At 42.3% G+C, this 25,566-nt stretch carries 21 protein-coding genes, 3 tRNA genes, 4 rRNA genes, 1 other RNA gene and 1 other annotated feature; of the genes, 23 read left to right on the forward strand and 6 right to left on the reverse strand.

The window, feature by feature from the left end:
* The first annotated feature begins 59 nt into the window (after nt 1-59).
* A 5S ribosomal RNA gene (rrf, locus tag NSQ52_RS00060) occupies nt 60-175 on the forward strand.
* 11 nt (nt 176-186) lie between these two features.
* On the opposite strand, the gene NSQ52_RS00065 is transcribed toward rrf (NSQ52_RS00060), so the two are convergent.
* Nucleotides 187-1,155 carry a YaaC family protein gene (locus NSQ52_RS00065; protein WP_073416007.1) on the reverse strand — a complete coding sequence of 323 codons (969 nt, stop codon included), beginning with the start codon at nt 1,153-1,155 and terminating at the stop codon, nt 187-189.
* Nucleotides 1,156-1,276: 121 nt separating this feature from the next.
* Here NSQ52_RS00065 and guaB point away from each other — a divergent pair, with 121 nt between their 5' ends.
* Complete coding sequence (gene guaB / locus NSQ52_RS00070; protein WP_008342039.1) at nt 1,277-2,743, forward strand: IMP dehydrogenase; 1,467 nt, start codon at nt 1,277-1,279, stop codon at nt 2,741-2,743.
* Nucleotides 2,744-2,903: 160 nt separating this feature from the next.
* Nucleotides 2,904-4,229 carry a D-alanyl-D-alanine carboxypeptidase family protein gene (locus NSQ52_RS00075; RefSeq protein ID WP_342473794.1) on the forward strand — a complete coding sequence of 442 codons (1,326 nt, stop codon included), beginning with the start codon at nt 2,904-2,906 and terminating at the stop codon, nt 4,227-4,229.
* A 42-nt stretch (nt 4,230-4,271) separates the two neighbouring features.
* Here NSQ52_RS00075 and NSQ52_RS00080 read toward each other — a convergent pair whose 3' ends face one another.
* Nucleotides 4,272-5,750 (reverse strand): PLP-dependent aminotransferase family protein, encoded by a 1,479-nt coding sequence (locus tag NSQ52_RS00080; RefSeq protein WP_008342034.1) that lies wholly within the window; start codon nt 5,748-5,750, stop codon nt 4,272-4,274.
* A 246-nt stretch (nt 5,751-5,996) separates the two neighbouring features.
* Here NSQ52_RS00080 and pdxS point away from each other — a divergent pair, with 246 nt between their 5' ends.
* The 5 genes from pdxS to NSQ52_RS00105 all read left to right on the forward strand — a co-directional run bounded on the left by pdxS (nt 5,997) and on the right by NSQ52_RS00105 (nt 10,237).
* On the forward strand, nt 5,997-6,881 hold the full coding sequence (pdxS, locus tag NSQ52_RS00085) for a pyridoxal 5'-phosphate synthase lyase subunit PdxS (RefSeq protein ID WP_034666107.1): 885 nt from the start codon (nt 5,997-5,999) through the stop codon (nt 6,879-6,881).
* A 20-nt stretch (nt 6,882-6,901) separates the two neighbouring features.
* Nucleotides 6,902-7,492 carry a pyridoxal 5'-phosphate synthase glutaminase subunit PdxT gene (pdxT, locus tag NSQ52_RS00090; protein WP_065461496.1) on the forward strand — a complete coding sequence of 197 codons (591 nt, stop codon included), beginning with the start codon at nt 6,902-6,904 and terminating at the stop codon, nt 7,490-7,492.
* Nucleotides 7,493-7,545: 53 nt separating this feature from the next.
* Nucleotides 7,546-7,761, forward strand: a binding site (T-box leader).
* 47 nt (nt 7,762-7,808) lie between these two features.
* Nucleotides 7,809-9,083 (forward strand): serine--tRNA ligase, encoded by a 1,275-nt coding sequence (serS, locus tag NSQ52_RS00095; protein ID WP_342473795.1) that lies wholly within the window; start codon nt 7,809-7,811, stop codon nt 9,081-9,083.
* Nucleotides 9,084-9,184: 101 nt separating this feature from the next.
* Complete coding sequence (locus tag NSQ52_RS00100; RefSeq protein ID WP_008342025.1) at nt 9,185-10,012, forward strand: methyl-accepting chemotaxis protein; 828 nt, start codon at nt 9,185-9,187, stop codon at nt 10,010-10,012.
* A gap of 132 nt (nt 10,013-10,144) precedes the next feature.
* Nucleotides 10,145-10,237 (forward strand) — tRNA-Ser (locus NSQ52_RS00105).
* A gap of 84 nt (nt 10,238-10,321) precedes the next feature.
* Here the strand turns inward: NSQ52_RS00105 and NSQ52_RS00110 are convergent.
* The 4 genes from NSQ52_RS00110 to NSQ52_RS00125 all read right to left on the reverse strand — a co-directional run bounded on the left by NSQ52_RS00110 (nt 10,322) and on the right by NSQ52_RS00125 (nt 13,582).
* Nucleotides 10,322-10,981 carry a deoxynucleoside kinase gene (locus NSQ52_RS00110; RefSeq protein WP_024719578.1) on the reverse strand — a complete coding sequence of 220 codons (660 nt, stop codon included), beginning with the start codon at nt 10,979-10,981 and terminating at the stop codon, nt 10,322-10,324.
* Entirely contained in the window at nt 10,978-11,601 is a 624-nt protein-coding gene (locus NSQ52_RS00115; protein ID WP_017366700.1) for a deoxynucleoside kinase, read from the reverse strand. The genes NSQ52_RS00110 and NSQ52_RS00115 overlap by 4 nt, the downstream gene beginning before the upstream one ends.
* Before the next feature lie 79 nt (nt 11,602-11,680).
* A complete protein-coding gene (locus tag NSQ52_RS00120; protein ID WP_035391604.1) occupies nt 11,681-12,982 on the reverse strand; it encodes a glycoside hydrolase family 18 protein in 1,302 nt (433 codons plus the stop codon).
* 45 nt (nt 12,983-13,027) lie between these two features.
* Nucleotides 13,028-13,582, reverse strand: a complete 555-nt coding sequence (locus NSQ52_RS00125) for an isochorismatase family cysteine hydrolase (protein WP_041091587.1) — start codon at nt 13,580-13,582, stop codon at nt 13,028-13,030.
* 79 nt (nt 13,583-13,661) lie between these two features.
* Between NSQ52_RS00125 and tadA the strand changes: the two genes are divergently transcribed.
* From tadA to NSQ52_RS00200, 15 genes are all read left to right on the forward strand, one after another.
* Nucleotides 13,662-14,138, forward strand: coding sequence for a tRNA adenosine(34) deaminase TadA (gene tadA, locus NSQ52_RS00130; RefSeq protein ID WP_008342015.1), 477 nt, complete (start codon nt 13,662-13,664; stop codon nt 14,136-14,138).
* A gap of 76 nt (nt 14,139-14,214) precedes the next feature.
* An RNA gene (ffs, locus tag NSQ52_RS00135) (signal recognition particle sRNA large type) lies at nt 14,215-14,479 on the forward strand.
* A 330-nt stretch (nt 14,480-14,809) separates the two neighbouring features.
* Nucleotides 14,810-16,522 carry a DNA polymerase III subunit gamma/tau gene (gene dnaX, locus NSQ52_RS00140; protein ID WP_008342013.1) on the forward strand — a complete coding sequence of 571 codons (1,713 nt, stop codon included), beginning with the start codon at nt 14,810-14,812 and terminating at the stop codon, nt 16,520-16,522.
* Between the two features lie 25 nt (nt 16,523-16,547).
* Nucleotides 16,548-16,871, forward strand: coding sequence for a YbaB/EbfC family nucleoid-associated protein (locus NSQ52_RS00145; protein WP_008342011.1), 324 nt, complete (start codon nt 16,548-16,550; stop codon nt 16,869-16,871).
* A 15-nt stretch (nt 16,872-16,886) separates the two neighbouring features.
* Entirely contained in the window at nt 16,887-17,483 is a 597-nt protein-coding gene (gene recR / locus NSQ52_RS00150) for a recombination protein RecR (protein ID WP_003218094.1), read from the forward strand.
* An 18-nt stretch (nt 17,484-17,501) separates the two neighbouring features.
* Nucleotides 17,502-17,726 (forward strand): YaaL family protein, encoded by a 225-nt coding sequence (locus NSQ52_RS00155; RefSeq protein WP_008342008.1) that lies wholly within the window; start codon nt 17,502-17,504, stop codon nt 17,724-17,726.
* Between the two features lie 66 nt (nt 17,727-17,792).
* Nucleotides 17,793-18,056 carry a pro-sigmaK processing inhibitor BofA family protein gene (locus NSQ52_RS00160; protein ID WP_012009068.1) on the forward strand — a complete coding sequence of 88 codons (264 nt, stop codon included), beginning with the start codon at nt 17,793-17,795 and terminating at the stop codon, nt 18,054-18,056.
* A 274-nt stretch (nt 18,057-18,330) separates the two neighbouring features.
* Nucleotides 18,331-19,879, forward strand: a 16S ribosomal RNA gene (locus tag NSQ52_RS00165).
* A 96-nt stretch (nt 19,880-19,975) separates the two neighbouring features.
* Nucleotides 19,976-20,052: transfer RNA gene (locus tag NSQ52_RS00170), tRNA-Ile, on the forward strand.
* Between the two features lie 14 nt (nt 20,053-20,066).
* Nucleotides 20,067-20,142, forward strand: a tRNA-Ala gene (locus NSQ52_RS00175).
* A gap of 98 nt (nt 20,143-20,240) precedes the next feature.
* Nucleotides 20,241-23,171: ribosomal RNA gene (locus tag NSQ52_RS00180) — 23S ribosomal RNA — on the forward strand.
* Nucleotides 23,172-23,232: 61 nt separating this feature from the next.
* A 5S ribosomal RNA gene (gene rrf, locus NSQ52_RS00185) occupies nt 23,233-23,348 on the forward strand.
* Together the 16S, 23S and 5S rRNA genes with 2 tRNA genes alongside form the textbook arrangement of a ribosomal RNA operon.
* Before the next feature lie 170 nt (nt 23,349-23,518).
* Nucleotides 23,519-23,710, forward strand: coding sequence for a sigma factor G inhibitor Gin (locus NSQ52_RS00190; protein WP_017359334.1), 192 nt, complete (start codon nt 23,519-23,521; stop codon nt 23,708-23,710).
* 128 nt (nt 23,711-23,838) lie between these two features.
* Nucleotides 23,839-24,453 carry a 5-bromo-4-chloroindolyl phosphate hydrolysis family protein gene (locus tag NSQ52_RS00195; RefSeq protein WP_025206595.1) on the forward strand — a complete coding sequence of 205 codons (615 nt, stop codon included), beginning with the start codon at nt 23,839-23,841 and terminating at the stop codon, nt 24,451-24,453.
* A gap of 21 nt (nt 24,454-24,474) precedes the next feature.
* The gene (locus NSQ52_RS00200; RefSeq protein ID WP_342473796.1) at nt 24,475-25,536 is read left to right on the forward strand and encodes a toxic anion resistance protein; all 1,062 of its coding nucleotides are present in this window, start codon (nt 24,475-24,477) and stop codon (nt 25,534-25,536) included.
* Nucleotides 25,537-25,566 lie beyond the last annotated feature (30 nt).

The following is a 25,566-nucleotide window of genomic DNA, read 5'->3' on the forward strand; positions in this document are numbered from 1 at the left end:
TTCTAATGTGAAAAATGAACATTGTTATCTAGTTTTGAGAGAACATTCTCTCCATCAGGTTTGGTGGCGATAGCGAAGAGGTCACACCCGTTCCCATACCGAACACGGAAGTTAAGCTCTTCAGCGCCGATGGTAGTTGGGGGTTTCCCCCTGTGAGAGTAGGACGCCGCCAAGCTTTTCAAAGGATCAGTTCCAATCGGAACTGGTCTTTTTTGTGTTTTCTTCTAGCAGCATCATGATATAAGCCGGAAACTTGTCCTCGGCAATCTCCATATAACGTTCAATCATGACATAATCATCACTAATGTATTGAGATAAAAGCTCGTACCACCATTCTGTTTCGTAGCGGGCAATCATACTGAGATTATACATTAACAAGTAATGGCTGATGATCTCAGGAATCCCTAAAAAGGCATCTCGCGTTGATGGAATGAACCATTGATTCATTTCTAAATCATAATGAAGATGAGTAGCAAGAGCAGGGTTTTCTTCTGAAAATACATCAAATGTTAGTTTTTTAGCTTCTCGTTGCTTAAGCTTCCAAGTTGTATGGAACTCAAAATATTCAATAAAACGTTCGGCAGACATATTATAGAGCAAGGGAATATGATCTTGAATCAATATGCCATTTGCTTGCTCTACTTTCACTAAAGTCGCGGGCTGTTTTTGAAACTCCAGAATATGACCCATTTCAGGTATTTTTGAAAGGAGATTGATCATCGTAAATCGTTCATCTTCAAGACCATTTAAATGAAATAAGTGCTTTAATACATGCATACATAATCCGTTTCGCTGAATCTTGACTTCATCCTCACTAAAACGATAATGCTGCTTCTTTCTTTTTCTTGAGGTGACACCATGAGCTAAGACAGAGGTTTGAGAAGGATAGTCGGGATCCACTGTCAGCAAACATGCCTTTAACAGCTGTGCCATTCCATAAAACAATAAAATCGGTTTTAGTTCAAGTGGAGCTGATGCGGCTTGGTCATAAAATGTATGACCGTGCTTTAAAAAGTAAATAAATCGTTCACAGTTTTTATAGGCTTGTTGGTTTGCATCCTGAATATTCCGTTTCTCGTACTGTTGAAATAGAAACTTTTGGGAAGTTTCAAGTGAGTAAAAACGTTTTAAATCCTTCCATCCTGAACTTTTCATCTTCTTCCTCAACTCTCTTTATATTTTCTAAAAATTGCAACTGTTTGTTGCTTCCTTGACATGCTGTTTCCTAGTTGATAATCTACATATAATATTTTGCCGAAAAGAGGGGGATTTACTAATGTGGGAAAGTAAATTTTCAAAAGAAGGTTTGACGTTTGACGATGTGTTGCTTGTTCCAGCAAAGTCTGAGGTGCTTCCGCGTGATGTCAATTTATCAGTTGAGTTAACAAGCACTTTAAAGCTGAACATTCCAATTATTAGTGCAGGAATGGATACTGTGACGGAATCACAAATGGCGATTGCAATGGCACGTCAAGGTGGTCTTGGAATTATCCATAAGAACATGTCTATTGAGCAGCAAGCTGAACAAGTGGACAAAGTAAAACGTTCAGAGCGTGGTGTTATTACAAATCCATTTTTCTTAACACCGGATCATCAAGTATTCGATGCAGAACATTTAATGGGTAAATATCGTATTTCTGGTGTACCGATTGTTAATAACGAACAAGATCAAAAGCTTGTTGGGATTATTACGAACCGTGACCTTCGTTTTATTTCGGATTATTCAATGAAGATTAGCGACGTGATGACAAAAGAGGAACTTGTGACAGCTTCTGTTGGAACAACATTAGAAGAAGCTGAAAAAATCCTTCAGCAATATAAAATTGAAAAATTACCTCTTTTAGATGACGAAGGAACATTAAAAGGTCTCATCACCATCAAAGATATTGAAAAAGTGATTGAATTCCCTAACTCCTCTAAAGATGCACATGGCCGTTTAATTGTTGGTGCCGCTGTAGGTGTCACTGGCGATACAATGACTCGTGTGAAAAAATTAGTAGAAGCCAATGTTGATGTGATCGTCATTGATACAGCACACGGTCATTCTCAAGGTGTTCTAGACACTGTATCGAAAATCCGTGAAACGTATCCTTCTCTTAACATCATTGCTGGTAACGTTGCAACAGCTGAAGCAACAAAAGCATTGTTTGAAGCTGGAGCAGATATTGTAAAAGTGGGTATTGGACCAGGATCGATTTGTACAACACGTGTTGTTGCAGGGGTCGGTGTACCACAAATCACAGCGATTTATGACTGTGCAACAGAAGCAAGAAAGCATGGTAAATCTATTATTGCAGATGGTGGAATTAAATATTCAGGTGATATCGTGAAAGCATTAGCTTCTGGTGGACATGCTGTTATGCTAGGAAGCCTTCTTGCTGGTACATCTGAAAGCCCAGGAGAAACAGAAATTTTCCAAGGCAGACGTTTCAAAGTATATCGTGGTATGGGTTCTGTTGCTGCAATGGAAAAAGGAAGTAAAGATCGTTACTTCCAAGAAGATAATAAAAAATTCGTTCCAGAAGGTATCGAAGGACGTACACCGTATAAAGGACCAGTTGTTGACACTGTTTACCAACTTGTTGGCGGTATTCGCTCTGGTATGGGCTACTGTGGAACACAGGACTTACGTACTCTTAGAGAAGAAGCACAATTCATTCGCATGACAGGTGCAGGTCTTCGTGAGAGCCATCCACATGATGTACAAATTACAAAAGAATCACCAAACTACACAATTTCTTGATAAATTGTGACAATCAAATTACATTTGACAGGGTCTATGACTCTGTCTATTTTTTTTGTCTTTATTGTGATAAAATTTATACTGTTGTGTCGAAATAAGCCCTTGTGGATTAAATATATATGAAAAACGTCGAAAAAAGATGAATACGGAGGTATGACGATTGAACAGCAAGATGTTGAAACAGCTTATGGTCTCTATCCTTGCATTGGCATTGATTGTTACTGCATTTACCCCAATGTCCAAAGTAAAAGCGGCTGAAGATCCATTCAATGTGAATGCGAAAGCAGCCATCCTTATTGAAGCTTCTACAGGTAAAATTCTTTATAGTAAAAACGCAGAACAAAGACTGCCTATTGCAAGTATGGCAAAGATGATGACAGAGTATCTATTACTAGAGGCAATTGCTGAAGGCAAAGTGAAATGGGATCAAACATATACGCCAGATGATTACGTGTACGAAATTTCTCAGGACCGCAGTTTATCCAATGTTCCATTGAGAAAAGATGGTTCGTATACTGTCAAAGAACTTTATCAAGCAACGGCTATTTATTCAGCAAATGCAGCAGCAATTGGTCTAGCAGAGGTAATCGCTGGATCAGAATCAAAGTTTGTTGAAAAAATGAATGCAAAAGCAAAAGAACTTGGTTTAACCAATTACAAATTCGTGAATGCAACTGGATTAGAAAATAAAGACTTACATGGCAAACAGCCAAAAGGTACGGGACCTGATGAAGAAAGCGAAGTTTCCGCAAAGGATATGGCTTTGCTTGCACAGCATCTCATCAAAGATCATCCAGAAATTCTTGAAACAGCAAGCATCGCGAAAACAAAGTTCAGAGAAGGCACAGATGACGAAATGGACATGCCAAACTGGAACTTTATGCTTAAAGGACTTGTGAAAGAATATGAAGGCGTAGACGGTCTGAAAACGGGCTCTACTGATTCAGCTGGTTCTAGCTTCACAGGTACAGCAAAACGTGGTGACATGCGTGTGATCGCAGTTATCCTGAATGCTAAAGGGAATCTTCATACAGCTCGTTTTGATGTGGCGAAAAAATTGTTCGATTATGCCTTTAAAAACTTCACGATGAAAGAAATGTACAAAAAAGGCCAACAAATCAAGGGACATGAAAACATCGAAGTCGATAAAGGGAAAGATAAAGAAGTACCCGTCGTGACGAAAGAAGCTTTCTCTGTACCGGTTAAAAATGGTGACGAGAAGAGCTATAAAGCGAAAGTAAATATTGATAAAAAGAACCTAGAAGCTCCTATTAAAAAAGGAACAAAGGTTGGCATGCTGACGACTTCTTATTCTGGTGATGAGAAGGACTACGGCTATTTGAGTAAAGACCAATCAGGTGTTGAGCTTGTGACGAAAACAGGTGATGAAAAAGCAAACTGGTTCATCCTTGCAATGCGTGGTGTAGGTGGATTCTTCGCTGGCATTTGGGGCGGAATCGTCGACACAGTAAAAGGTTGGTTCTAATAAAAAAACTGCTCTCTATATATGAGAGCAGTTTTTTTATCGTTAAAAGAAAAGAGATTGTTTGTGGTTTTGAGGTGTAGACAAGGCCTGCTGAAAAATACCACATAACTTTTCCATACCTTCCGTCAGTGCCTTTTCATTCACATAAGAAAAACTGAGACGTATATAATTCTGCTTCGGCTCCCCAGGATAGCAGACAGAGCCAGGCAGGAAGGTGATTTGCTGCTTCCGTGCCTCATGTAATAGGGCACGTGTATCGACCCAGGAAGGAAAGCTAAGCCACAAATTGAGCCCGCCCTGTGGGATTTGCCACGTGACGTCCTTTGGCGCATGCTTTGTCAACACATCCATCATCAAATCGCGTCTCACCTTCAAGGCAGTTCTTAATTTTTTCGTATGATCGATCATTTTCTTGGAAGTGAGAAACGGTAAGATCGCCTTTTGGGTGAGAAGCGGGCTCCCTAAATCATTATTGGCTTTTGCAGCTAATAAACGGTTAAATATAGAGCCTGACGCTGTAATAATTCCAATTCTGCATCCTGGAGCCAGTGTCTTGCTTAATCCTCGTAAATAAATGACGTGTCCATCGTGATCTAGGCTTTTAATGGGTGCCGGCGGTTTCTTTTCAAAATAAAGCTCACGATAAGGATCATCCTCTACAATGAGACAATCAATGCTTTGTGCCAGTAAAAGCAGCTGTTTTCTTCGTTTCATCGACATACTGGCGCCTGTAGGACTGTGAAAAGTAGGAATGGTATAGATGAGCTTTGGTTTATATTTATCACAAATGCTTTGAAGCTGTTTCATGTTCATTCCTTCATGATCGACAGGAACCGTAATAATTCGTGCCCCTCTCCCCATAAAGACATCAATTGCGCCTGGATAAGTGGGCGCCTCCATGACAACTACATCATCCGGCCCGATAAATGTACGTGCCACTAAATCAAGTCCTTGCTGAGAACCGCTAGTGACAAGGATATTTTCAGGAGTAGAAGGAACATCTAATTTTTCTAGAAATGATTGAATGACCTGACGAAGCTGAAGGTCACCTTGTATTTCACCGTATTTTGACATGATTTGAGGATGCCGGGCTAGGACATGCTGCATTTCTTTTTCTAAATACCGGTTAGGTAAAAGACCAGGATCAATCATAGAGGAAGAAAGATTAATGGCTTCTTCGACATAGTGATACTGAGCGAATTGAGACCTTGGTAAATAATCTGGGATCGATAACTGCCAATCGAAAGAAGTAGATGATTGAACCGGGATGTCGGTTTGCTCATGCTGCTCATTCACAAACGTACCTTTCCCTTGTACAGTCGTTAAAAATCCGTCGTCTTTAAGCCGTGTATATGCTTTTGCTGCTGTGACAAGACTCACATTCAGCTGTTTCGCTAGATCACGTACAGTCGGCAGTTTATCGCCTTGCTGAAGCAGACCTGATTGAATGTGATCAACGATGGAAAAGTAAATCTGATTTGAAAGAGATGTATCTGAATGTCGATGGATATCAATATGCATGAAAATCCTCCAATGGGTGTGGAATTGTTATAGATGGTTTCGAATTGTTATAGATACATTATAACATGTTAATAACACTTAAAAGAGGAAATGATGCCTTTTTAACTATGAAACCTTGATATATAAGGGTTTCTTCTTTTTTATGAGCTAATTGAATTGTTATACTATTCTCTTTATTGTTATACTCTGTCGCTTGTATGATAAAGGTGTTGAATCAATCGAATAGACAAATGGGAGGAAACAATTGTGAGCAATAAGGGAACTGAACGAGTAAAACGTGGAATGGCAGAAATGCAAAAAGGTGGCGTCATTATGGATGTCGTCAATGCTGAGCAGGCAAAAATCGCAGAAGAAGCAGGCGCAGTGGCAGTAATGGCACTAGAACGGGTACCAGCTGATATCCGTGCAGCAGGCGGTGTTGCCCGTATGGCAGACCCAAGAATCGTGGAAGAAGTACAAAATGCAGTAACGATTCCAGTCATGGCAAAAGCACGTATCGGCCACATCGTGGAAGCTCGTGTTCTTGAAGCACTTGGTGTTGATTATATTGATGAGAGTGAAGTGCTGACGCCCGCAGATGAGGAATTCCATTTAAATAAAAATGAATACACAGTACCTTTCGTATGTGGCTGCCGTGATTTAGGTGAGGCGACTCGTCGTATTGCAGAAGGTGCATCTATGTTGCGTACAAAAGGTGAGCCGGGTACAGGAAATATTGTAGAAGCTGTTCGTCATATGAGAAAGGTCAATGCTCAAATTCGTAAAGTGGCGGCAATGAGTGAAGATGAATTGATGACAGAAGCCAAAAATTTAGGCGCACCTTATGAATTATTGCTTCAAATTAAAAAAGACGGCAAATTGCCGGTTGTAAACTTTGCTGCTGGAGGTGTTGCAACACCAGCAGATGCAGCATTAATGATGCAGCTTGGAGCAGATGGTGTATTTGTCGGCTCTGGTATCTTCAAATCAGACAATCCAGCTAAATTTGCAAAAGCGATTGTAGAAGCAACGACTCATTTCACAGATTACCGTCTAATTGCAGAGCTTTCTAAAGAGCTTGGAACAGCGATGAAAGGAATTGAAATTTCAAATCTATTGCCAGAAGAGCGTATGCAAGAGCGTGGCTGGTAATTAAGGGAGCGCAAACGAACATGCTAACAATTGGTGTACTAGGGCTTCAAGGAGCGGTGAGAGAGCATATTCAATCAATTGAAGCTTGTGGCGCAGCGGGAAAGATCATCAAGCGGGTAGAGGAGTTAGAAATTGTTGACGGTCTCATTATCCCTGGTGGTGAAAGTACGACGATGAGAAGACTCATGGATACGTACCAATTCATTGAACCGATTAAAGCGTTCGCTGCTCAAGGTAAACCGATATTTGGGACTTGTGCCGGTTTAATTATGCTGGCAAAGCATATAGAAGATCGAGAAGATGCTCATCTTGGACTGTTAAATGTATCTGTTGCACGTAATTCGTTTGGCAGACAGGTAGACAGCTTTGAAGCAGATGTAGAAGTGAAAGGACTGGATACGCCATTTACAGGAGTGTTCATCCGTGCGCCTCATATCATCAGCGCAGATGAGAGCGTAGAGGTCATGGCTGAGTATGACGGCAGGATTGTGATGGCGAAAGAAAACAATATCTTAGGTTGTTCTTTTCATCCAGAGCTGACAGACGACCATCGGTTAACACAGCTGTTTGTTGAGATGGTGGAGTCCTATAAAACGAAGCTTGCTGTATAAAACGGTTGAAAAGAGATAAAACTTATAGTACATTAAAATCACAATCAAAGATCGAAAAAGCGTTGACGGGAAATAGTAAGAAGCCCCTCTTTCTCAGAGAGCCGATGGTTGGTGAGAATCGGTGAAAGATGCATTCTGAATCCATCCTTGAGCGAAATGCCGAAACACGAAGTAAGCATTTACGGTGATGCCGTTACAGAGGAAAGAGGAAAGCATGCTTTTGGCGTGTTTTCAATCAGGGTGGCAACGCGAGAGCTCTCGTCCCTTTCATGGGATGAGGGCTCTTTTTATTTTTCGATAAAAAGGAGTGTTACACATGCTGGATATTAAACAACTGCGCACGGATTTTGATCAAATCAAAGAAAAATTAGCCCATCGAGGCGAAGATTTAGCGGATTTTGATAAGTTTGGTGAACTGGATCAAAAAAGAAGAGAATTAATCGGCAAAACAGAAGTATTAAAGAGCCGAAGAAATGAAGTATCACAGAAAGTGGCTGTTCTAAAAAGAGAAAAGAAAGACGCCGATCACATTATTCAAGAAATGCGTGAGGTAGGCGATGAGATTAAGAAGTTAGATGATGAATTAAGAACAGTAGAGGAAAGCCTGCAAACCATCCTATTCTCAATTCCAAACATCCCTCATGACTCTGTACCAGTCGGTGAAACAGAAGATGACAACATTGAAGTGAGAAAATGGGGCGAACAGCCAGCCTTCTCATTTGAACCAAAGCCGCATTGGGATGTAGCGGATGAGCTGAAAATTTTGGATTTTGAACGTGCAGGAAAAGTGACAGGAAGCCGTTTCGTTTTTTATAAAGGGCTAGGCGCACGGTTAGAGCGTGCACTTTATAACTTTATGCTGGATTTACACGTAGATGAATTTGGTTTTACTGAAGTACTACCACCTTATATGGTCAACAGAGCAAGCATGACAGGAACCGGACAGCTTCCAAAGTTTGAAGAGGATGCTTTTAAAATTCGAGAAGAAGATTATTTCCTCATTCCAACGGCTGAAGTGCCAATTACGAATATGCACCGTGACGAAATTCTTGAAGGAGAGCAACTGCCAATCAATTATGCAGCGTTTAGTGCTTGCTTTAGATCAGAAGCTGGTTCTGCTGGCAGAGATACGCGCGGACTCATCCGTCAGCACCAATTTAACAAAGTAGAGCTTGTGAAATTTGTCAGACCAGAAGATTCTTATGAAGAATTAGAAAAACTAACAAACCAAGCAGAAAAAGTTCTTCAATTATTGAACCTGCCATACCGTGTCATGAGCATGTGTACAGGAGATTTAGGCTTTACGGCTGCGAAGAAATACGATATCGAAGTATGGATTCCAAGCCAAAATACGTATCGTGAAATTTCTTCTTGCAGTAACTTTGAAGCGTTCCAAGCGAGACGAGCAAACATTCGTTTCCGCCCTGAGCCTAAAGCAAAGCCAGAACACGTCCACACATTAAATGGATCTGGTTTAGCAGTAGGAAGAACTGTTGCAGCCATTTTAGAAAACTATCAACAAGAGGATGGAACAGTGATTATTCCTGAGGTGTTACGTCCTTATATGGGAAATAAAGAAGTGATAAAATAAGATGCCGTCATGGCATCTTATTCTTTTTACCTAAACTTCTACAGCTTTTCTAAAATAAGCCGATAAAAGAACTAAAAGCATCTAGGAAAGAAGGAATAACCTTGAATAGGCTTGACTATTATGTTGAAATGGCTCAATTACTCAGAAAAGTTCTAGATGAAAGTGTTCTTTTCGGCATCACTGATACAGAAAAGGTACTTTGCTATTATCCATCGACCACAGTAGATTTTGGCATTAAAGTAGGGGACGCTTTAAACCCAGAGGACCAAAACGTGGCGACGACATTAAGAGGACAAGAATATGATGGGCATTTGCCAGAGTCTTTATATGGTTATGAAATTGCTGTAAAAGGTTATCCGATTTTTGATGAAGATAGAAAAGTGATTGGCTCTTTTTTAGTGGCTTTTTCACATCATCGTGAGAAGAAATTAAGCGGCTATATGGAACATATCAATAAAGTAGCGAAAGAGTTACAAGGTGGAATTGAGCAAATTGCTGCTCATTCTCAAGAACTGGCTGCGACAAGCTTAGAAATTAGCGAGCAGGCCGGAAGAGCAGAAGAGAAATCCGCAAACATTGAAGAAGTCGTCAAAACCATTGGCGGTATTGCGAGACAAACAAACCTGTTAGGACTCAATGCTGCAATTGAAGCGGCAAGAGCAGGTGAAAATGGAAAAGGCTTTGCTGTTGTTGCAGACGAGGTACGTAAGTTATCAGATGGATCAAAGGAAGCAGCTGAAACCATTAATGCATTTTTAAAAGAAATCCAAGACAGCATTGGTACTTTATCTGAAAATATCTCACAAATCAGCAGTTCAACAAACGAACAAGCTAAACAAGTGACAGACTTTACAAAGATAATTGAGTCATTAAATGATTTTAAAGAAGAGATGAATCTTTTTATAGAAGAAATTAGACAGGATACGTAATAGATGAAGAGCAGCCGATAATCGGCTGCTTTTTATAGGCTAAACATCATGCCAAAATCAAATGTTGAATTTTTTTTCGAAAAGATGTTGACTTAAAATAAGATGATATGATATATTAATTCTTGTCGATACGGAGGAATACCCAAGTCCGGCTGAAGGGATCGGTCTTGAAAACCGACAGGGGTGTCAAAGCCCGCGGGGGTTCGAATCCCTCTTCCTCCGCCATATTGATTTTACCTTAGTTGAATTGAAACGCATAAAAATTGGAAATTGTCAAACCGCTGCATTCGAGAAATGCAGCGGTTTTTTTTATTTTGTGTTAGAGCGATTTTTTTGAATAACAGAAGCAATTTCATGAAGAATTGGATCAAGTGAGCTTTCATCATGAAGTAAGTCATAATCTTCAATATTAATTTTAATCACAGGGCACAGATCAAATTGTTCAATCCATTCTGTATATCGAGTGTACATTTCTTCCCAATATGCTCGATCGGTTTGAGTTTCCATCTCTCTCCCGCGCTCTTCAATACGATGTAATATATGATCTAAATCCCCATGTAAGTAGATAAGGACATCTGGGTGAGGGAAGTAAGGTGTCATCACCATCGCCTCAAATAGACTCGTATACGTTTCATAGTCTACCTCTGACATGGTACCTTTGTCTGCGTGCATTTTAGCAAAAATACCAGTGTCCTCATAAATGGACCGATCTTGTACATAACCTCCACCAGACTCGAAGATTCGTTTCTGCTCCTTAAAACGTTCAGCTAGAAAATAGACCTGTAAATGAAAGCTCCATCTTTGGAAATCTGAATAAAAAGGCTCTAAGTATGGATTATCATCTACTTTTTCGAGAGAAGTTTGAAATCCTAGCTTGTCCGCTATTGTTTTCGTCATGGTCGATTTTCCGACACCAACTGTCCCTGCAATTGTAATGACAGCATCCTTTGGTATTTCAATATTTTTCATAGTACTTGCTCCTTTATGTTCTGTACAATTTGCTGGTAATCTTGCTGTGAGGAAACGAAGTCTGTATGATCGCCTTCAATTGTAATGATAGGAAGACCTGGGTCAGTTTGTTTTAAATGCTCGATGGCTAACTCATAATCTTCAATCAGGGTTTTTAAATAAGCTGGATCAATGTCTTCTTCAAAAGATCGGCCTCTCATCTTTATTCTATCAAGTAAGGTGGGAAGGCTGGCTTTTATATAGATCATGGCATTTGGTTTAGGAAGATCATCTGTCAGCAAGTGATAGATCTTTCTGTATTTATCCATGTGCTTTTTAGATAAGGTTCTTTCTGCAAAGATCATATTTTTATAGACATGATAATCAGTGACAATCGGCTGCTGTTTTTTGACATAGTTCTCTTCAATAGATTCTAACTGTTTAAACCGATTGCATAGAAAGAACATCTCAAGCTGAAAGCTCCATTGTTCCATATCTTCATAAAATTTATCTAAGAATGGATTTTCTTCTACAATTTCTTTTACTAAAGGAAATTGAAATTCCTTTGAAAGCATTGTAGCCAAGGTTGTTTTTCCGGCTCCAATTGGGCCTTCCACTGCAATAAAAGGGGCAGGATACATAGGCGTTCTCCTCTATCTATAAAGTTGTCAAACCAATGTATATTGTACCATACCCCTTCTGAGAGATAGAGCGTATGAATTACGATGTCGTTCTTTTTTCAATATTAAATTGATCTGATAACAATAACCAGTTTTGTGGGAAGGATAGACCTAATTTCCAGTAAGCAATTCCATTTAGGTTTAACTCTTTAATGAGATTAAATTTGGCTTGAATGGATCTTGCATCTTCAAACCAAACCTCATGTTCTTTGTTGTTAGCATCTGTATAACGGAAATAAGGTGCTTGTGCTGTTTCGTCATATAAAATGGATACATTATTCTCTCTAGCAATGGCGATCGCTTGTTGAGGGCTGACGGCTTTGGCGATAGGGCCTCCTTGAACATAAGGTAGTGTCCAATCATATCCATATAAATTCTGCCCCATCACAATTTTATTGGCAGGTATGACAGTCAGTGCATATTCAATGACTTGGCGGACAGGGCCGATCGGAGAGACGGCTTGTGCAGGCCCGCCGCTGTAGCCCCACTCATAAGTCATTAGCACAACATGATCAACAATCTTTCCAATTGCTTCATAGTCATGCGCCTCATACCATTTTCCTTTCTGTTCACTGCTTGTTTTAGGAGCGAGTGCCACAGAAATAGTCCAACCCTGTTGATGAAAACGAGTTGTTGCTTCTCTTAAAAATTGAAGGTAGGCTTCTTTATCAACAGGGCGTAAATATTCAAAGTCAAAATGGATTTCTTTTAATTGATACTTTTGAGCAACGCGGACGATTTCATTTAATAATGTCGTTTTGACAGATTGATTTGTTAAAAGGATTCGCCCGAGTTCATCACTAAATTTATCATTCTCTAGATTTGTGACTACCATGGATAAAACCGTTCTGCTTTGAGCGGCAATTTGAGGCAATTGATCTAATGGTGGCTCGCGAAGTGTTCCGTCTCTTTGCGCTTGAAAACTAAAAGCGCCGAGATGTGTTAAGTATGGAGATGCCTCTCTGGCTGCTTGCTTTAAATTTTCGCTGACTTGGTTTCCGCGTGGTTCTATATAAGCATTAGAATTAATATTTCTTTTCGGTCTTTGTGGAATATAAAGCAAGAAGCGAATAGGCAATATAGCTTCAGGTCGAATCCGATTCACACGTGCCAATTCTTCTACCGAAATTTGAAATCTTCTTCCAATTTGATAAAGTGTATCATTTTGTTTGACCTCATAAAATTGACCTCTAATAGGGATGACAATTGTTTGTCCAACGACTAGTTGATTTGGTGTTTCGATGTCGTTGGTCCGAATGATTTCATTTACCGTTGTTTTAAAACGCATGGCAATCTCATTTAACGTATCTCCTCTTTTGACAACATAAATTTGAATGGTCAACGCCCCCTTTGTTATTGCTAACAATTTATGAGGGTGATGGATAAATCATGTTTGATTTTCATCCGTGATCTCTTTAGTGGTTGTGATTTTGGCGAGAAGAACGTTCTCCATCATCGTTAAAGCGTACTCGTTGTCCCTATCATCATTTGAAGCAATACAATCTTTAGGTACAGTGAGGTTGTACTCTCGCATGTAAGCGTCATTTGCAGTGAACAGGACACAGATGTTTCCGGCAATTCCAGTTAAAATAAGTTCTTGCACACCTAATTCATTTAGGAGTGTCTCTAGTGCTGTTCCGTAAAAGGCAGAGTGCTTAGGTTTAATTAAGAAGTAATCATCTTTAGATGGTGCCATTTGCTCTAAAATAGGGGCACTTCTTTCGTTTTTACATGTTTCCATAACAGCTTTGATATCAGCCTTCCAGAGTCCATAGTGGTCGTTGATATAGATAATTGGCCAATTTTTCTTGAAAGCGTGTTGTTTAAGGGCTAAAATTTTATTGGTCATTTGCTCTGTTTTTTCAGCGAGCACATGTCCCATTTCGAAATCAAAATTATTGATCATGTCAATAATAAGCAGTGCCTTTTGTTGTTTTGGCAAATCAAGACCCCCTTTAAAAGATTGTGATAATATGTTAACCTCAATATCCTTTAAAAAAACATGAAAAGAGAGCCGTGCTATGACGAAAGATGAACAGTTTATGCAAGAAGCTATTTCTGAAGCTTTGAAAGCAAAACAAATAGGAGAAGTTCCAATCGGTGCCGTCATCGTTGTTGATGATCAAATTGTAAGCCGTGCTCACAATTTAAGGGAAAGTGAACAGCGATCAATTGCTCATGCGGAATTACTTGCTATTGATGAAGCGTGTAAAATGACTGGTAGCTGGCGTTTAGAAGATGCTGTACTTTATGTTACACTCGAACCGTGCCCAATGTGTGCAGGCGCTATTGTACTTTCAAGAGTGAAAAAGGTCGTTTTTGGTGCCTATGATCCTAAAGGTGGATGTGCTGGTACTTTAATGAATTTATTGGACGATGAGCGGTTCAATCATCAGTCTGAAGTCATTGGCGGTGTGCTTGAAAATGAGTGTGGTGAGCTGTTAAGTCAGTTCTTTCGAGACCTCCGTCAGCGTAAGAAGCAGGCGAAAAGTAAATGAATGGATGTCGTTTGCAATTTTATCACTTAGAAGGTATACTTATGTCTGCGTCACCAACAATTTAATATTCATTTTGCCGTGCTAAGCGGGGAGGTAGCGGTGCCCTGTACTCGCAATCCGCTCTAGCGAGGCCGAATCCCTTCTCAAGGTTCGTTTACTTCAAGGTCTGCCTTAAATAAGTGGTGTTGACGTCTGGGTCCTGCGCAATGGGAATTCATGAACCATGTCAGGTCCGGAAGGAAGCAGCATTAAGTGAAACCTCTCATGTGCCGCAGGGTTGCCTGGGCCGAGCTAACTGTTTAAGTAACGCTTGGGGTAGCGAATCGACAGAAGGTGCACGGTAAATCAATATTAAATGTAACTCATCTAGTTTATCTAGGTGAGTTTTTTGTTGCTATTGAAAGAATATATCAGTTGTTTTGTTTATACAAATAGTAAAAAAGCCATTTTCGGGTGAGGTATTTTTGGAGCAATTCATAAAGGGAACGAATGTTCTTGTTGATCTGACAGACATTTTCAGAAAGCAAGAAAACACGTTTTTAAATCAAGAAAAGTAAAAAGTCTTTAAAGGAAATGCTCTTTTTCGTTTATTAGAAAATAAAGGTGTACTTTTGAATTGATCGTTGCATCATGTATAATGAACATGATGATAAATGGAGGAGGGCGTATTTGTGAGTTATCAAGCTTTATACCGAGTGTTCAGACCTCAAGTTTTTGAGGATGTTGTTGGACAAGAACACATCACAAAAACGTTGCAAAATGCCCTTTTGCAGAAAAAGTTTTCTCATGCTTACTTATTTTCAGGTCCTAGAGGAACAGGTAAAACAAGTGCTGCCAAGATTTTTGCGAAAGCAGTGAACTGTGAAAAGTCACCTGTTAGTGAGCCGTGTAATGAGTGTGATGCCTGTAGAGGGATTACGACCGGTTCGATTTCAGACGTGATTGAAATAGATGCTGCCTCAAATAACGGGGTAGATGAAATTCGGGATATACGTGATAAAGTGAAATTTGCTCCTTCAGCGGTTACATATAAGGTTTATATTATAGATGAGGTACATATGCTCTCTATCGGGGCATTTAATGCACTTCTTAAAACGCTAGAGGAACCACCTGCTCATTGTATCTTTATTTTGGCTACCACAGAGCCTCATAAGATTCCTCTTACCATCATATCAAGATGTCAGAGATTTGATTTTAAACGGATCACGACAAAAGATATAGTTGGACGAATGGAGAAAATTGTAGATGCAGAAAGCCTAAATATACAAGAGGGTTCACTCGAGATTATTGCTAGTGCGGCAGATGGAGGCATGCGTGACGCACTCAGTCTCCTTGACCAAGCGATCTCATTTAGTGGTGAACAGCTCACAATTGATGATGCACTGCTCATTACAGGTGCTGTATCTCAGCATTTCATTAGTCAGCTTGCTGAAGCCATTTTTGAGCAAAATATTGCGATAGCGCTGGATACGTTAAATGAATTGCTTCAACAGGGGAAAGATGCCGCGAAATTAATAGAGGATATGATCTTCTACTTTAGAGATATGCTTCTTTACAAAACAGCACCGGATCTTGAAGGTGTCCTTGAAAAAGTCAAAGTCGACGATAAGTTTGTGGCTCTTTCAGAACGTGTGGCACCTCAGTTTCTTTATGAAACGATTGAAGTGCTGAATAAAAGCCATCAGGAAATGAAATGGACAAACCACCCTAGAATTTTCTTTGAAGTAGCTGTGGTTAAGCTCTGTCAGTCAACGGCTGGTGCTGTATCATCTCCGGCTGATTCCGACCTAACAGCGTTAACGAATAAAATAGACAGGCTGGAACAGGAGCTATCTAGGCTAAAAGCTGAGGGTGTTCCAATGACTCAGTCTCAGAGTCCTCAAGCAAAAACGGAAGCACCTCGACCTCAAACGAGTAATAAAAATGGTTATCGTGCACCTGTCGGTCGAATTCATGAGATTTTAAAAGAAGCGAAGCGACCGGAACTAGAAAAAATAAAAGGCAAATGGGGAGAGCTTCTTGCTCAATTAAAACAGCAAAATAAGGTATCTCACGCTGCGCTATTAACAGATAGTGAACCAGTTGCGGCGGCAACTCATGCCTTTGTTTTAAAATTCAAATTTGAAATACATTGTAAGATGGTGGCCGAAGATAAAAGTGGTGTTCGAACCAATCTTGAGCAACTGCTAGAATCTATGCTAGGAAAAAGAGTGGAATTAGTTGGCGTTCCTGACGCTCAATGGGGTAAAATAAGAGAAGAATTTTTAAGAGATCATCAGCCTGAAGAACAAGCAGATGGTCAGGCAGCTTCTGCTGAAGAAGATCCATTAATTGCAGAAGCAAAGAAGTTAGTAGGAACCGATTTAATTGAAATTAAAGATTAACAATTTGAAAGAGAGTGGTGTTCATATGCGCGGTGGAATGGGAAATATGCAAAAAATGATGAAACAAATGCAAAAAATGCAGAAGGATATGGCTAAGGCTCAAGAAGAGCTTGCAGAAAAAGTCCTTGAAGGTACGGCAGGTGGCGGCATGGTCACTGTAAAAGTAAATGGACAAAAAGAAGTCGTTGATGTGGCGATTAATGAAGAAGTTGTTGATCCTGAAGACATCGATATGCTTCAAGACCTTGTACTTGCAGCAACAAATGATGCATTGAAAAAAGTTGATGAACTAACGAATGAAACAATGGGTCAATTCACAAAAGGAATGAACATGCCAGGTTTATTCTAGGAGGAATAACTGAAGATGCAATATCCTGAACCAATATCAAAGCTGATTGATAGCTTTATGAAATTGCCAGGAATCGGACCTAAAACTGCGGTCCGTCTGGCTTTTTTTGTTCTTAGTATGCAAGAAGATGTCGTGCTGGATTTTGCGAAGGCACTTGTTAATGCAAAGCGTAATTTAACTTATTGTTCTGTTTGCGGACATATCACCGACCAGGATCCTTGCTATATTTGTGAAGATACAAGAAGAGATCAATCTGTGATCTGTGTCGTGCAGGATCCAAAAGATGTGATCGCAATGGAAAAAATGAAAGAATACAACGGCTTATATCATGTGCTTCATGGTGCTATTTCACCAATGGACGGAATTGGGCCAGAGGATATTAAAATTCCTGACCTATTAAAAAGATTGCAAGACGATCAAGTCACAGAGGTCATTCTTGCAACCAATCCAAACATTGAGGGAGAAGCGACAGCCATGTATATCTCTAGATTGTTGAAACCATCAGGAATTAAACTCTCTCGCATTGCTCACGGACTCCCAGTAGGTGGAGATTTAGAGTATGCGGATGAAGTCACACTTTCTAAGGCTCTAGAAGGCAGACGTGAGATGTAGGAAGGAGAAGTACGGTACATGGGTTTTCTTCGCAGAAAATCAATTCGAAAAGAATTCGATGAGATATTAATTCAACAGCTTTTTAAGCAAAAGGAAGAATGGAACAGACAAAAAAAGCTTGTCGCAAATAGCGTTGAGCCTTCACCGGACATTCTATTCGAATTAAAGCTTGCTCAAGCGAAGTACTTTTTCTATCTGAGAGAAGCGAAAAAGAGAAATTTACGTTTAAACAACTGGAGATAGCAGGTCTATTTTCCATAATCCTCTCATATGCTTGTACTATTCATATGAAGAGGAGATGAGAGGATTATGGAACCTGTTATTGTGATTGGTTCAATTTTGTTAGCTGTTTTATTGTTGTTTATGTCGGGTGTTCAAGCGAATCCATTCAAATGGTTAGGGCTTATCGGAATAAAATTTGTCGCAGGCGCTCTTTTTTTATTTTGTCTCAATTTATTCGGCGAGAGTTTAGGGCTTCATGTTTCCATTAACCCTGTAACGAGCGGAATTAGTGGTTTGTTGGGCATTCCAGGTGTAGCAGCTTTAGTCGTAATTGAAAAGTTTATTATTTAATGCAAAATATTGTTGACTTTGATTATATATGGTGGTAAATTAATATACGTCGCTGATGACGAAGAAACGAAAAAACATAATAACAAAAAAGTTGTTGACACTAACAACTTGGATGTGATAAGATGTTCTAGTCGCTTCTGAAGCGGTAAACAAGTTCTTTGAAAACTAAACAAGACAAAACGTACCTGTTAATTCGAGTTTTTATAAAAAAATCCTATGATATATCATAGGTAGTCAGTCAAACTGGCGAAAAGCAAAACTTCGGTTTTGTACTTTTTCGGAGAGTTTGATCCTGGCTCAGGACGAACGCTGGCGGCGTGCCTAATACATGCAAGTCGAGCGGACAGAAGGGAGCTTGCTCCCGGATGTTAGCGGCGGACGGGTGAGTAACACGTGGGTAACCTGCCTGTAAGACTGGGATAACTCCGGGAAACCGGAGCTAATACCGGATAGTTCCTTGAACCGCATGGTTCAAGGATGAAAGACGGTTTCGGCTGTCACTTACAGATGGACCCGCGGCGCATTAGCTAGTTGGTGAGGTAACGGCTCACCAAGGCGACGATGCGTAGCCGACCTGAGAGGGTGATCGGCCACACTGGGACTGAGACACGGCCCAGACTCCTACGGGAGGCAGCAGTAGGGAATCTTCCGCAATGGACGAAAGTCTGACGGAGCAACGCCGCGTGAGTGATGAAGGTTTTCGGATCGTAAAGCTCTGTTGTTAGGGAAGAACAAGTGCAAGAGTAACTGCTTGCACCTTGACGGTACCTAACCAGAAAGCCACGGCTAACTACGTGCCAGCAGCCGCGGTAATACGTAGGTGGCAAGCGTTGTCCGGAATTATTGGGCGTAAAGGGCTCGCAGGCGGTTTCTTAAGTCTGATGTGAAAGCCCCCGGCTCAACCGGGGAGGGTCATTGGAAACTGGGAAACTTGAGTGCAGAAGAGGAGAGTGGAATTCCACGTGTAGCGGTGAAATGCGTAGAGATGTGGAGGAACACCAGTGGCGAAGGCGACTCTCTGGTCTGTAACTGACGCTGAGGAGCGAAAGCGTGGGGAGCGAACAGGATTAGATACCCTGGTAGTCCACGCCGTAAACGATGAGTGCTAAGTGTTAGGGGGTTTCCGCCCCTTAGTGCTGCAGCTAACGCATTAAGCACTCCGCCTGGGGAGTACGGTCGCAAGACTGAAACTCAAAGGAATTGACGGGGGCCCGCACAAGCGGTGGAGCATGTGGTTTAATTCGAAGCAACGCGAAGAACCTTACCAGGTCTTGACATCCTCTGACAACCCTAGAGATAGGGCTTTCCCTTCGGGGACAGAGTGACAGGTGGTGCATGGTTGTCGTCAGCTCGTGTCGTGAGATGTTGGGTTAAGTCCCGCAACGAGCGCAACCCTTGATCTTAGTTGCCAGCATTCAGTTGGGCACTCTAAGGTGACTGCCGGTGACAAACCGGAGGAAGGTGGGGATGACGTCAAATCATCATGCCCCTTATGACCTGGGCTACACACGTGCTACAATGGACAGAACAAAGGGCTGCGAGACCGCAAGGTTTAGCCAATCCCACAAATCTGTTCTCAGTTCGGATCGCAGTCTGCAACTCGACTGCGTGAAGCTGGAATCGCTAGTAATCGCGGATCAGCATGCCGCGGTGAATACGTTCCCGGGCCTTGTACACACCGCCCGTCACACCACGAGAGTTTGCAACACCCGAAGTCGGTGAGGTAACCTTTATGGAGCCAGCCGCCGAAGGTGGGGCAGATGATTGGGGTGAAGTCGTAACAAGGTAGCCGTATCGGAAGGTGCGGCTGGATCACCTCCTTTCTAAGGATATATGGAGCAGCGTACGTTTTTCGTCTTGTTTAGTTTTGAAGGAACTTGCAAAAGATCCTACAACATCATATCTTCGATATGAAAGATGGGCCTGTAGCTCAGCTGGTTAGAGCGCACGCCTGATAAGCGTGAGGTCGGTGGTTCGAGTCCACTCAGGCCCACCATCTTCTATTAAATCGGGGCCTTAGCTCAGCTGGGAGAGCGCCTGCCTTGCACGCAGGAGGTCAGCGGTTCGATCCCGCTAGGCTCCACCAACGTGTTCTTTGAAAACTAGATAACAATAAGTAATACATTCACATTGAATGCAATGCAAAGTTCATCACACATAGTGATTCTTTCTAAAGTAAGAAATGGTTAAGTTAGAAAGGGCGCACGGTGGATGCCTTGGCACTAGGAGCCGATGAAGGACGGGACGAACACCGATATGCTTCGGGGAGCTGTAAGCAAGCTTTGATCCGGAGATTTCCGAATGGGGAAACCCACTGCTCGTAATGGAGTAGTATCCATACTTGAATACATAGAGTATGAGAAGGCATACCCGGGGAACTGAAACATCTAAGTACCCGGAGGAAGAGAAAGCAAATGCGATTCCCTGAGTAGCGGCGAGCGAAACGGGAACAGCCCAAACCAAGAGGCTTGCCTCTTGGGGTTGTAGGACACTCTATACGGAGTTACAAAGGAACGATATAAGCGAAGAGGTCTGGAAAGGCCCGCCAAAGAAGGTAACAGCCCTGTAACTGAAATGTTGTTCTCTCCAGAGTGGATCCTGAGTACGGCGGAACACGTGAAATTCCGTCGGAATCCGGGAGGACCATCTCCCAAGGCTAAATACTCCCTAGTGACCGATAGTGAACCAGTACCGTGAGGGAAAGGTGAAAAGCACCCCGGAAGGGGAGTGAAATAGATCCTGAAACCGTGTGCCTACAAGTAGTCAGAGCCCGTTAACGGGTGATGGCGTGCCTTTTGTAGAATGAACCGGCGAGTTACGATCCCGTGCAAGGTTAAGCAGAAGATGCGGAGCCGCAGCGAAAGCGAGTCTGAATAGGGCGCATGAGTACGTGGTCGTAGACCCGAAACCAGGTGATCTACCCATGTCCAGGGTGAAGTTCAGGTAACACTGAATGGAGGCCCGAACCCACGCACGTTGAAAAGTGCGGGGATGAGGTGTGGGTAGGGGTGAAATGCCAATCGAACCTGGAGATAGCTGGTTCTCTCCGAAATAGCTTTAGGGCTAGCCTCAAGGTAAGAGTCTCGGAGGTAGAGCACTGATTGGACTAGGGGCCCCTACCGGGTTACCGAATTCAGTCAAACTCCGAATGCCGATGACTTATCCTTGGGAGTCAGACTGCGAGTGATAAGATCCGTAGTCGAAAGGGAAACAGCCCAGACCGCCAGCTAAGGTCCCAAAGTATACGTTAAGTGGAAAAGGATGTGGAGTTGCTTAGACAACCAGGATGTTGGCTTAGAAGCAGCCACCATTTAAAGAGTGCGTAATAGCTCACTGGTCGAGTGACTCTGCGCCGAAAATGTACCGGGGCTAAACGTATCACCGAAGCTGCGGACTGTTCTTACGAACAGTGGTAGGAGAGCGTTCTAAGTGCAGTGAAGTCAGACCGGAAGGACTGGTGGAGCGCTTAGAAGTGAGAATGCCGGTATGAGTAGCGAAAGACGGGTGAGAATCCCGTCCACCGAATGCCTAAGGTTTCCTGAGGAAGGCTCGTCCGCTCAGGGTTAGTCGGGACCTAAGCCGAGGCCGAAAGGCGTAGGCGATGGACAACAGGTTGATATTCCTGTACCACCTCCTCACCATTTGAGCAATGGGGGGACGCAGGAGGATAGGGTAAGCGCGGTATTGGATATCCGCGTCCAAGCAGTTAGGCTGGGAAATAGGCAAATCCGTTTCCCGTGAAGGCTGAGCTGTGATGGCGAGCGAAATTTAGTAGCGAAGTTCCTGATTCCACACTGCCAAGAAAAGCCTCTAGCGAGGTGAGAGGTGCCCGTACCGCAAACCGACACAGGTAGGCGAGGAGAGAATCCTAAGGTGATCGAGAGAACTCTCGTTAAGGAACTCGGCAAAATGACCCCGTAACTTCGGGAGAAGGGGTGCTTCTTAGGGTGTTAAAGCCCCGAGAAGCCGCAGTGAATAGGCCCAGGCGACTGTTTAGCAAAAACACAGGTCTCTGCGAAGCCGTAAGGCGAAGTATAGGGGCTGACGCCTGCCCGGTGCTGGAAGGTTAAGAGGAGCGCTTAGCGTAAGCGAAGGTGCGAATTGAAGCCCCAGTAAACGGCGGCCGTAACTATAACGGTCCTAAGGTAGCGAAATTCCTTGTCGGGTAAGTTCCGACCCGCACGAAAGGCGCAACGATCTGGGCACTGTCTCAACGAGAGACTCGGTGAAATTATAGTACCTGTGAAGATGCAGGTTACCCGCGACAGGACGGAAAGACCCCGTGGAGCTTTACTGCAGCCTGATATTGAATGTTGGTACAGCTTGTACAGGATAGGTAGGAGCCTTGGAAACCGGAGCGCTAGCTTCGGTGGAGGCATCGGTGGGATACTACCCTGGCTGTATTGACCTTCTAACCCGCTGCCCTTATCGGGCAGGGAGACAGTGTCAGGTGGGCAGTTTGACTGGGGCGGTCGCCTCCTAAAATGTAACGGAGGCGCCCAAAGGTTCCCTCAGAATGGTTGGAAATCATTCGCAGAGTGTAAAGGCACAAGGGAGCTTGACTGCGAGACCTACAAGTCGAGCAGGGACGAAAGTCGGGCTTAGTGATCCGGTGGTTCCGCATGGAAGGGCCATCGCTCAACGGATAAAAGCTACCCCGGGGATAACAGGCTTATCTCCCCCAAGAGTCCACATCGACGGGGAGGTTTGGCACCTCGATGTCGGCTCATCGCATCCTGGGGCTGTAGTCGGTCCCAAGGGTTGGGCTGTTCGCCCATTAAAGCGGTACGCGAGCTGGGTTCAGAACGTCGTGAGACAGTTCGGTCCCTATCCGTCGCGGGCGCAGGAAATTTGAGAGGAGCTGTCCTTAGTACGAGAGGACCGGGATGGACGCACCGCTGGTGTACCAGTTGTTCTGCCAAGGGCATCGCTGGGTAGCTATGTGCGGACGGGATAAGTGCTGAAAGCATCTAAGCATGAAGCCCCCCTCAAGATGAGATTTCCCATTCCGCAAGGAAGTAAGATCCCTGAAAGATGATCAGGTTGATAGGTCTGAGGTGGAAGCGTGGTGACACGTGGAGCTGACAGATACTAATAGATCGAGGACTTAACCTATATTCTAATGTGAAAAATGAACATTGTTATCTAGTTTTGAGAGAACATTCTCTCCATCAGGTTTGGTGGCGATAGCGAAGAGGTCACACCCGTTCCCATACCGAACACGGAAGTTAAGCTCTTCAGCGCCGATGGTAGTTGGGGGTTTCCCCCTGTGAGAGTAGGACGCCGCCAAGCTTTTCAAAGGATCAGTTCCAGTCGGAACTGGTCTTTTTTGTGTTTTAAAAAAGGAACAAACACTCGATCTGGCATGGATACATATACTAAACTATCATCTAAAACATTCTTAATTTTGTATACAATTGAAAGCGCTAGGGCATACTGAAGCTATAAGTGGAGGTGTCACAATGAGCAAAAAAGAGCGAGAAGCAATTTGTTTGATTTGTGAAGAGAAAAAAACAAAGGGAATTTATTTATATCATCAGTTTTTATGCCGAGATTGTGAACGGAAGTTAATTTCTACATCAACCTCGGATCCTAGTTATGCTGATTATGTAAGAAAGCTTAAAAATCTTCATACGCCGCCTTTGTATTCATAGACCATTAGATGGTCTTTTTTTATGGGCAATCGGGGATTGGGCCTGTTTTTTGGAACTTAGTTTGGACATCAACCGTAATAAATAATAAGATAAACAGAGAGCCTGATTATTCATAGGAGTCGATGAACATGAAATCAATTTTTTACACATTTGCATGGGCCGTTCTCTCTACTCTTTTTTCGCTGGTGATTTTAACTGTCAGTATTGGTGTTTTCCATCATCATGTTGGATTATCGATACTGTATGCGATGATTGGGTGGGGTGTGATGTTTGCAGGAAGCCGATGGGCTGCCTTCCAGTTGTTTTTGAAGAAACACGGACTGTCTCGCAGTGATTATGTATATATTAAACAGCACTTAAAAGAAGCTGGGCAAAAGCTGGTTCGTTTGAAGAAAGCTTTATTTGCTGTGAAGAACGTACAGACGATCAAGCATAATTATGAAATTCTTCGGCTTGCACGACGCATCTATACGATAACAAAAAAGGAACCGAACCGGTTTTATGATGCACAGCGGTTTTATTTTGAGAGTTTGGATTCTGTTGTTGAATTAACTGAGAAATATGCACTGCTGTATAATCAGCCGAATCGTAGCCATGAGCTTGAAATGACATTAAGCCAAACTCGAGTCACGCTGACTGAACTGCAAAAGCAATTAACGAATGATTTACAGCAAGTTTTAGGAAGAGATATAGAAGCACTTCATATTGAACTGGAAGTGGCCGATAAAATGATTAAAAAATAGATATGAAAGGAGTCAAACTCGATGAAACCAGAAGATCCAGTCATACCACCAGCCCCATCTACTACAGATCTTCCGTTTCGGGTGTTTGATACCTTATCTGATGAGGAAAAGCAGGAGGCGCTACAACGAACTGAGAAGATCCCTGACCATCCACAAAAACTTCTTTTCTATGGCACACGTGTGCAGGAACGATTGTTAGAACAATCAAAACAAATGATGCAATATGTGGAGAAAAAAGATATTGACCAAATCGGAGACGTTCTAGAAGCTTTTTTACAGCAACTGCATTTAGTGGAGCCAGAGGATTTATTGCCAAAGAAGCGAGGCTTTTTTTTAAGGTTATTTCAGCGAGAAAAGCGTTCTACTCAGGAGATCATATCTCGTTTTAAACAAGCAGAAGCACAGATAGAGAGATTGTCAGCAAGGCTTCGTTACGCAAGAGGCGTGTTAATTTCGGACCATAAGTTATTGGAGCGTTTATTTGAAGAAAATCAATCATACTTTCAAGAGATGACGTTACAGGTTGCAGCAGTTGAAGCAAAATTGACGCTGTTAGAGCAACATGCCCTAACAGAATCACAGTCACATGATCGGACATTAGAGGAACAATTGATGAGTCGGGAAGTCGATGAAGAAGAATATATGGAGAGATTAAAAGAACGGAAGTATGATTTGTTGTTGAGCCGTCAAATCGCACTGCAATGTAATGCCCAAATTCGAATGATTCAGCATACAAACCATACATTAGCCAATCATATTCAATCAACTGTTTCCGCATCAATTCCTTTATGGATTAACCAAATGTCGATTGCGTTCAATCATATTCAGCAGCGAGCCAATTCAGCGCTTGAGCAGCGTATCCAGCAAACATATGAACAGGTATCGAAGCAGCAAGGACGGTTGCTTGAAGATGCATCCTTAACGCCTATAGATACGTTGAAAAAGGTTCAGCGCCAATTTGCCGAAACATTGCAGGAAACGTTGCAGGTAAAAGAACATGGGAGCCAAGAACGAGCTCATTTAAAAAGTAGCATTCATGAGGCAGAGCAGAAGCTGGTGAATCATAAACCAATAAAGGAATGAGAATCCATCTTTCAGTTCACTTGTTTGAAC

Source organism: Bacillus sp. FSL W8-1141 (assembly GCF_038593205.1).
Lineage (GTDB): Bacteria > Bacillota > Bacilli > Bacillales > Bacillaceae > Bacillus > Bacillus altitudinis.

Coding starts and splice junctions, on each gene's coding strand:
- pdxT (WP_065461496.1), top strand. CDS start 6,902: ATGCTAACAATTGGTGTACTAGGGCTTCAAGGAGCGGTGAGAGAGCAT.
- NSQ52_RS00160 (WP_012009068.1), top strand. CDS start 17,793: ATGGAACCTGTTATTGTGATTGGTTCAATTTTGTTAGCTGTTTTATTG.
- NSQ52_RS00155 (WP_008342008.1), top strand. CDS start 17,502: ATGGGTTTTCTTCGCAGAAAATCAATTCGAAAAGAATTCGATGAGATA.
- NSQ52_RS00080 (WP_008342034.1), bottom strand. CDS start 5,750: ATGCATATTGATATCCATCGACATTCAGATACATCTCTTTCAAATCAG.
- NSQ52_RS00190 (WP_017359334.1), top strand. CDS start 23,519: ATGAGCAAAAAAGAGCGAGAAGCAATTTGTTTGATTTGTGAAGAGAAA.
- NSQ52_RS00110 (WP_024719578.1), bottom strand. CDS start 10,981: ATGAAAAATATTGAAATACCAAAGGATGCTGTCATTACAATTGCAGGG.
- guaB (WP_008342039.1), top strand. CDS start 1,277: ATGTGGGAAAGTAAATTTTCAAAAGAAGGTTTGACGTTTGACGATGTG.
- NSQ52_RS00115 (WP_017366700.1), bottom strand. CDS start 11,601: ATGTATCCTGCCCCTTTTATTGCAGTGGAAGGCCCAATTGGAGCCGGA.
- NSQ52_RS00195 (WP_025206595.1), top strand. CDS start 23,839: ATGAAATCAATTTTTTACACATTTGCATGGGCCGTTCTCTCTACTCTT.
- NSQ52_RS00145 (WP_008342011.1), top strand. CDS start 16,548: ATGCGCGGTGGAATGGGAAATATGCAAAAAATGATGAAACAAATGCAA.
- serS (WP_342473795.1), top strand. CDS start 7,809: ATGCTGGATATTAAACAACTGCGCACGGATTTTGATCAAATCAAAGAA.
- NSQ52_RS00200 (WP_342473796.1), top strand. CDS start 24,475: ATGAAACCAGAAGATCCAGTCATACCACCAGCCCCATCTACTACAGAT.
- recR (WP_003218094.1), top strand. CDS start 16,887: ATGCAATATCCTGAACCAATATCAAAGCTGATTGATAGCTTTATGAAA.
- tadA (WP_008342015.1), top strand. CDS start 13,662: ATGACGAAAGATGAACAGTTTATGCAAGAAGCTATTTCTGAAGCTTTG.
- NSQ52_RS00065 (WP_073416007.1), bottom strand. CDS start 1,155: ATGAAAAGTTCAGGATGGAAGGATTTAAAACGTTTTTACTCACTTGAA.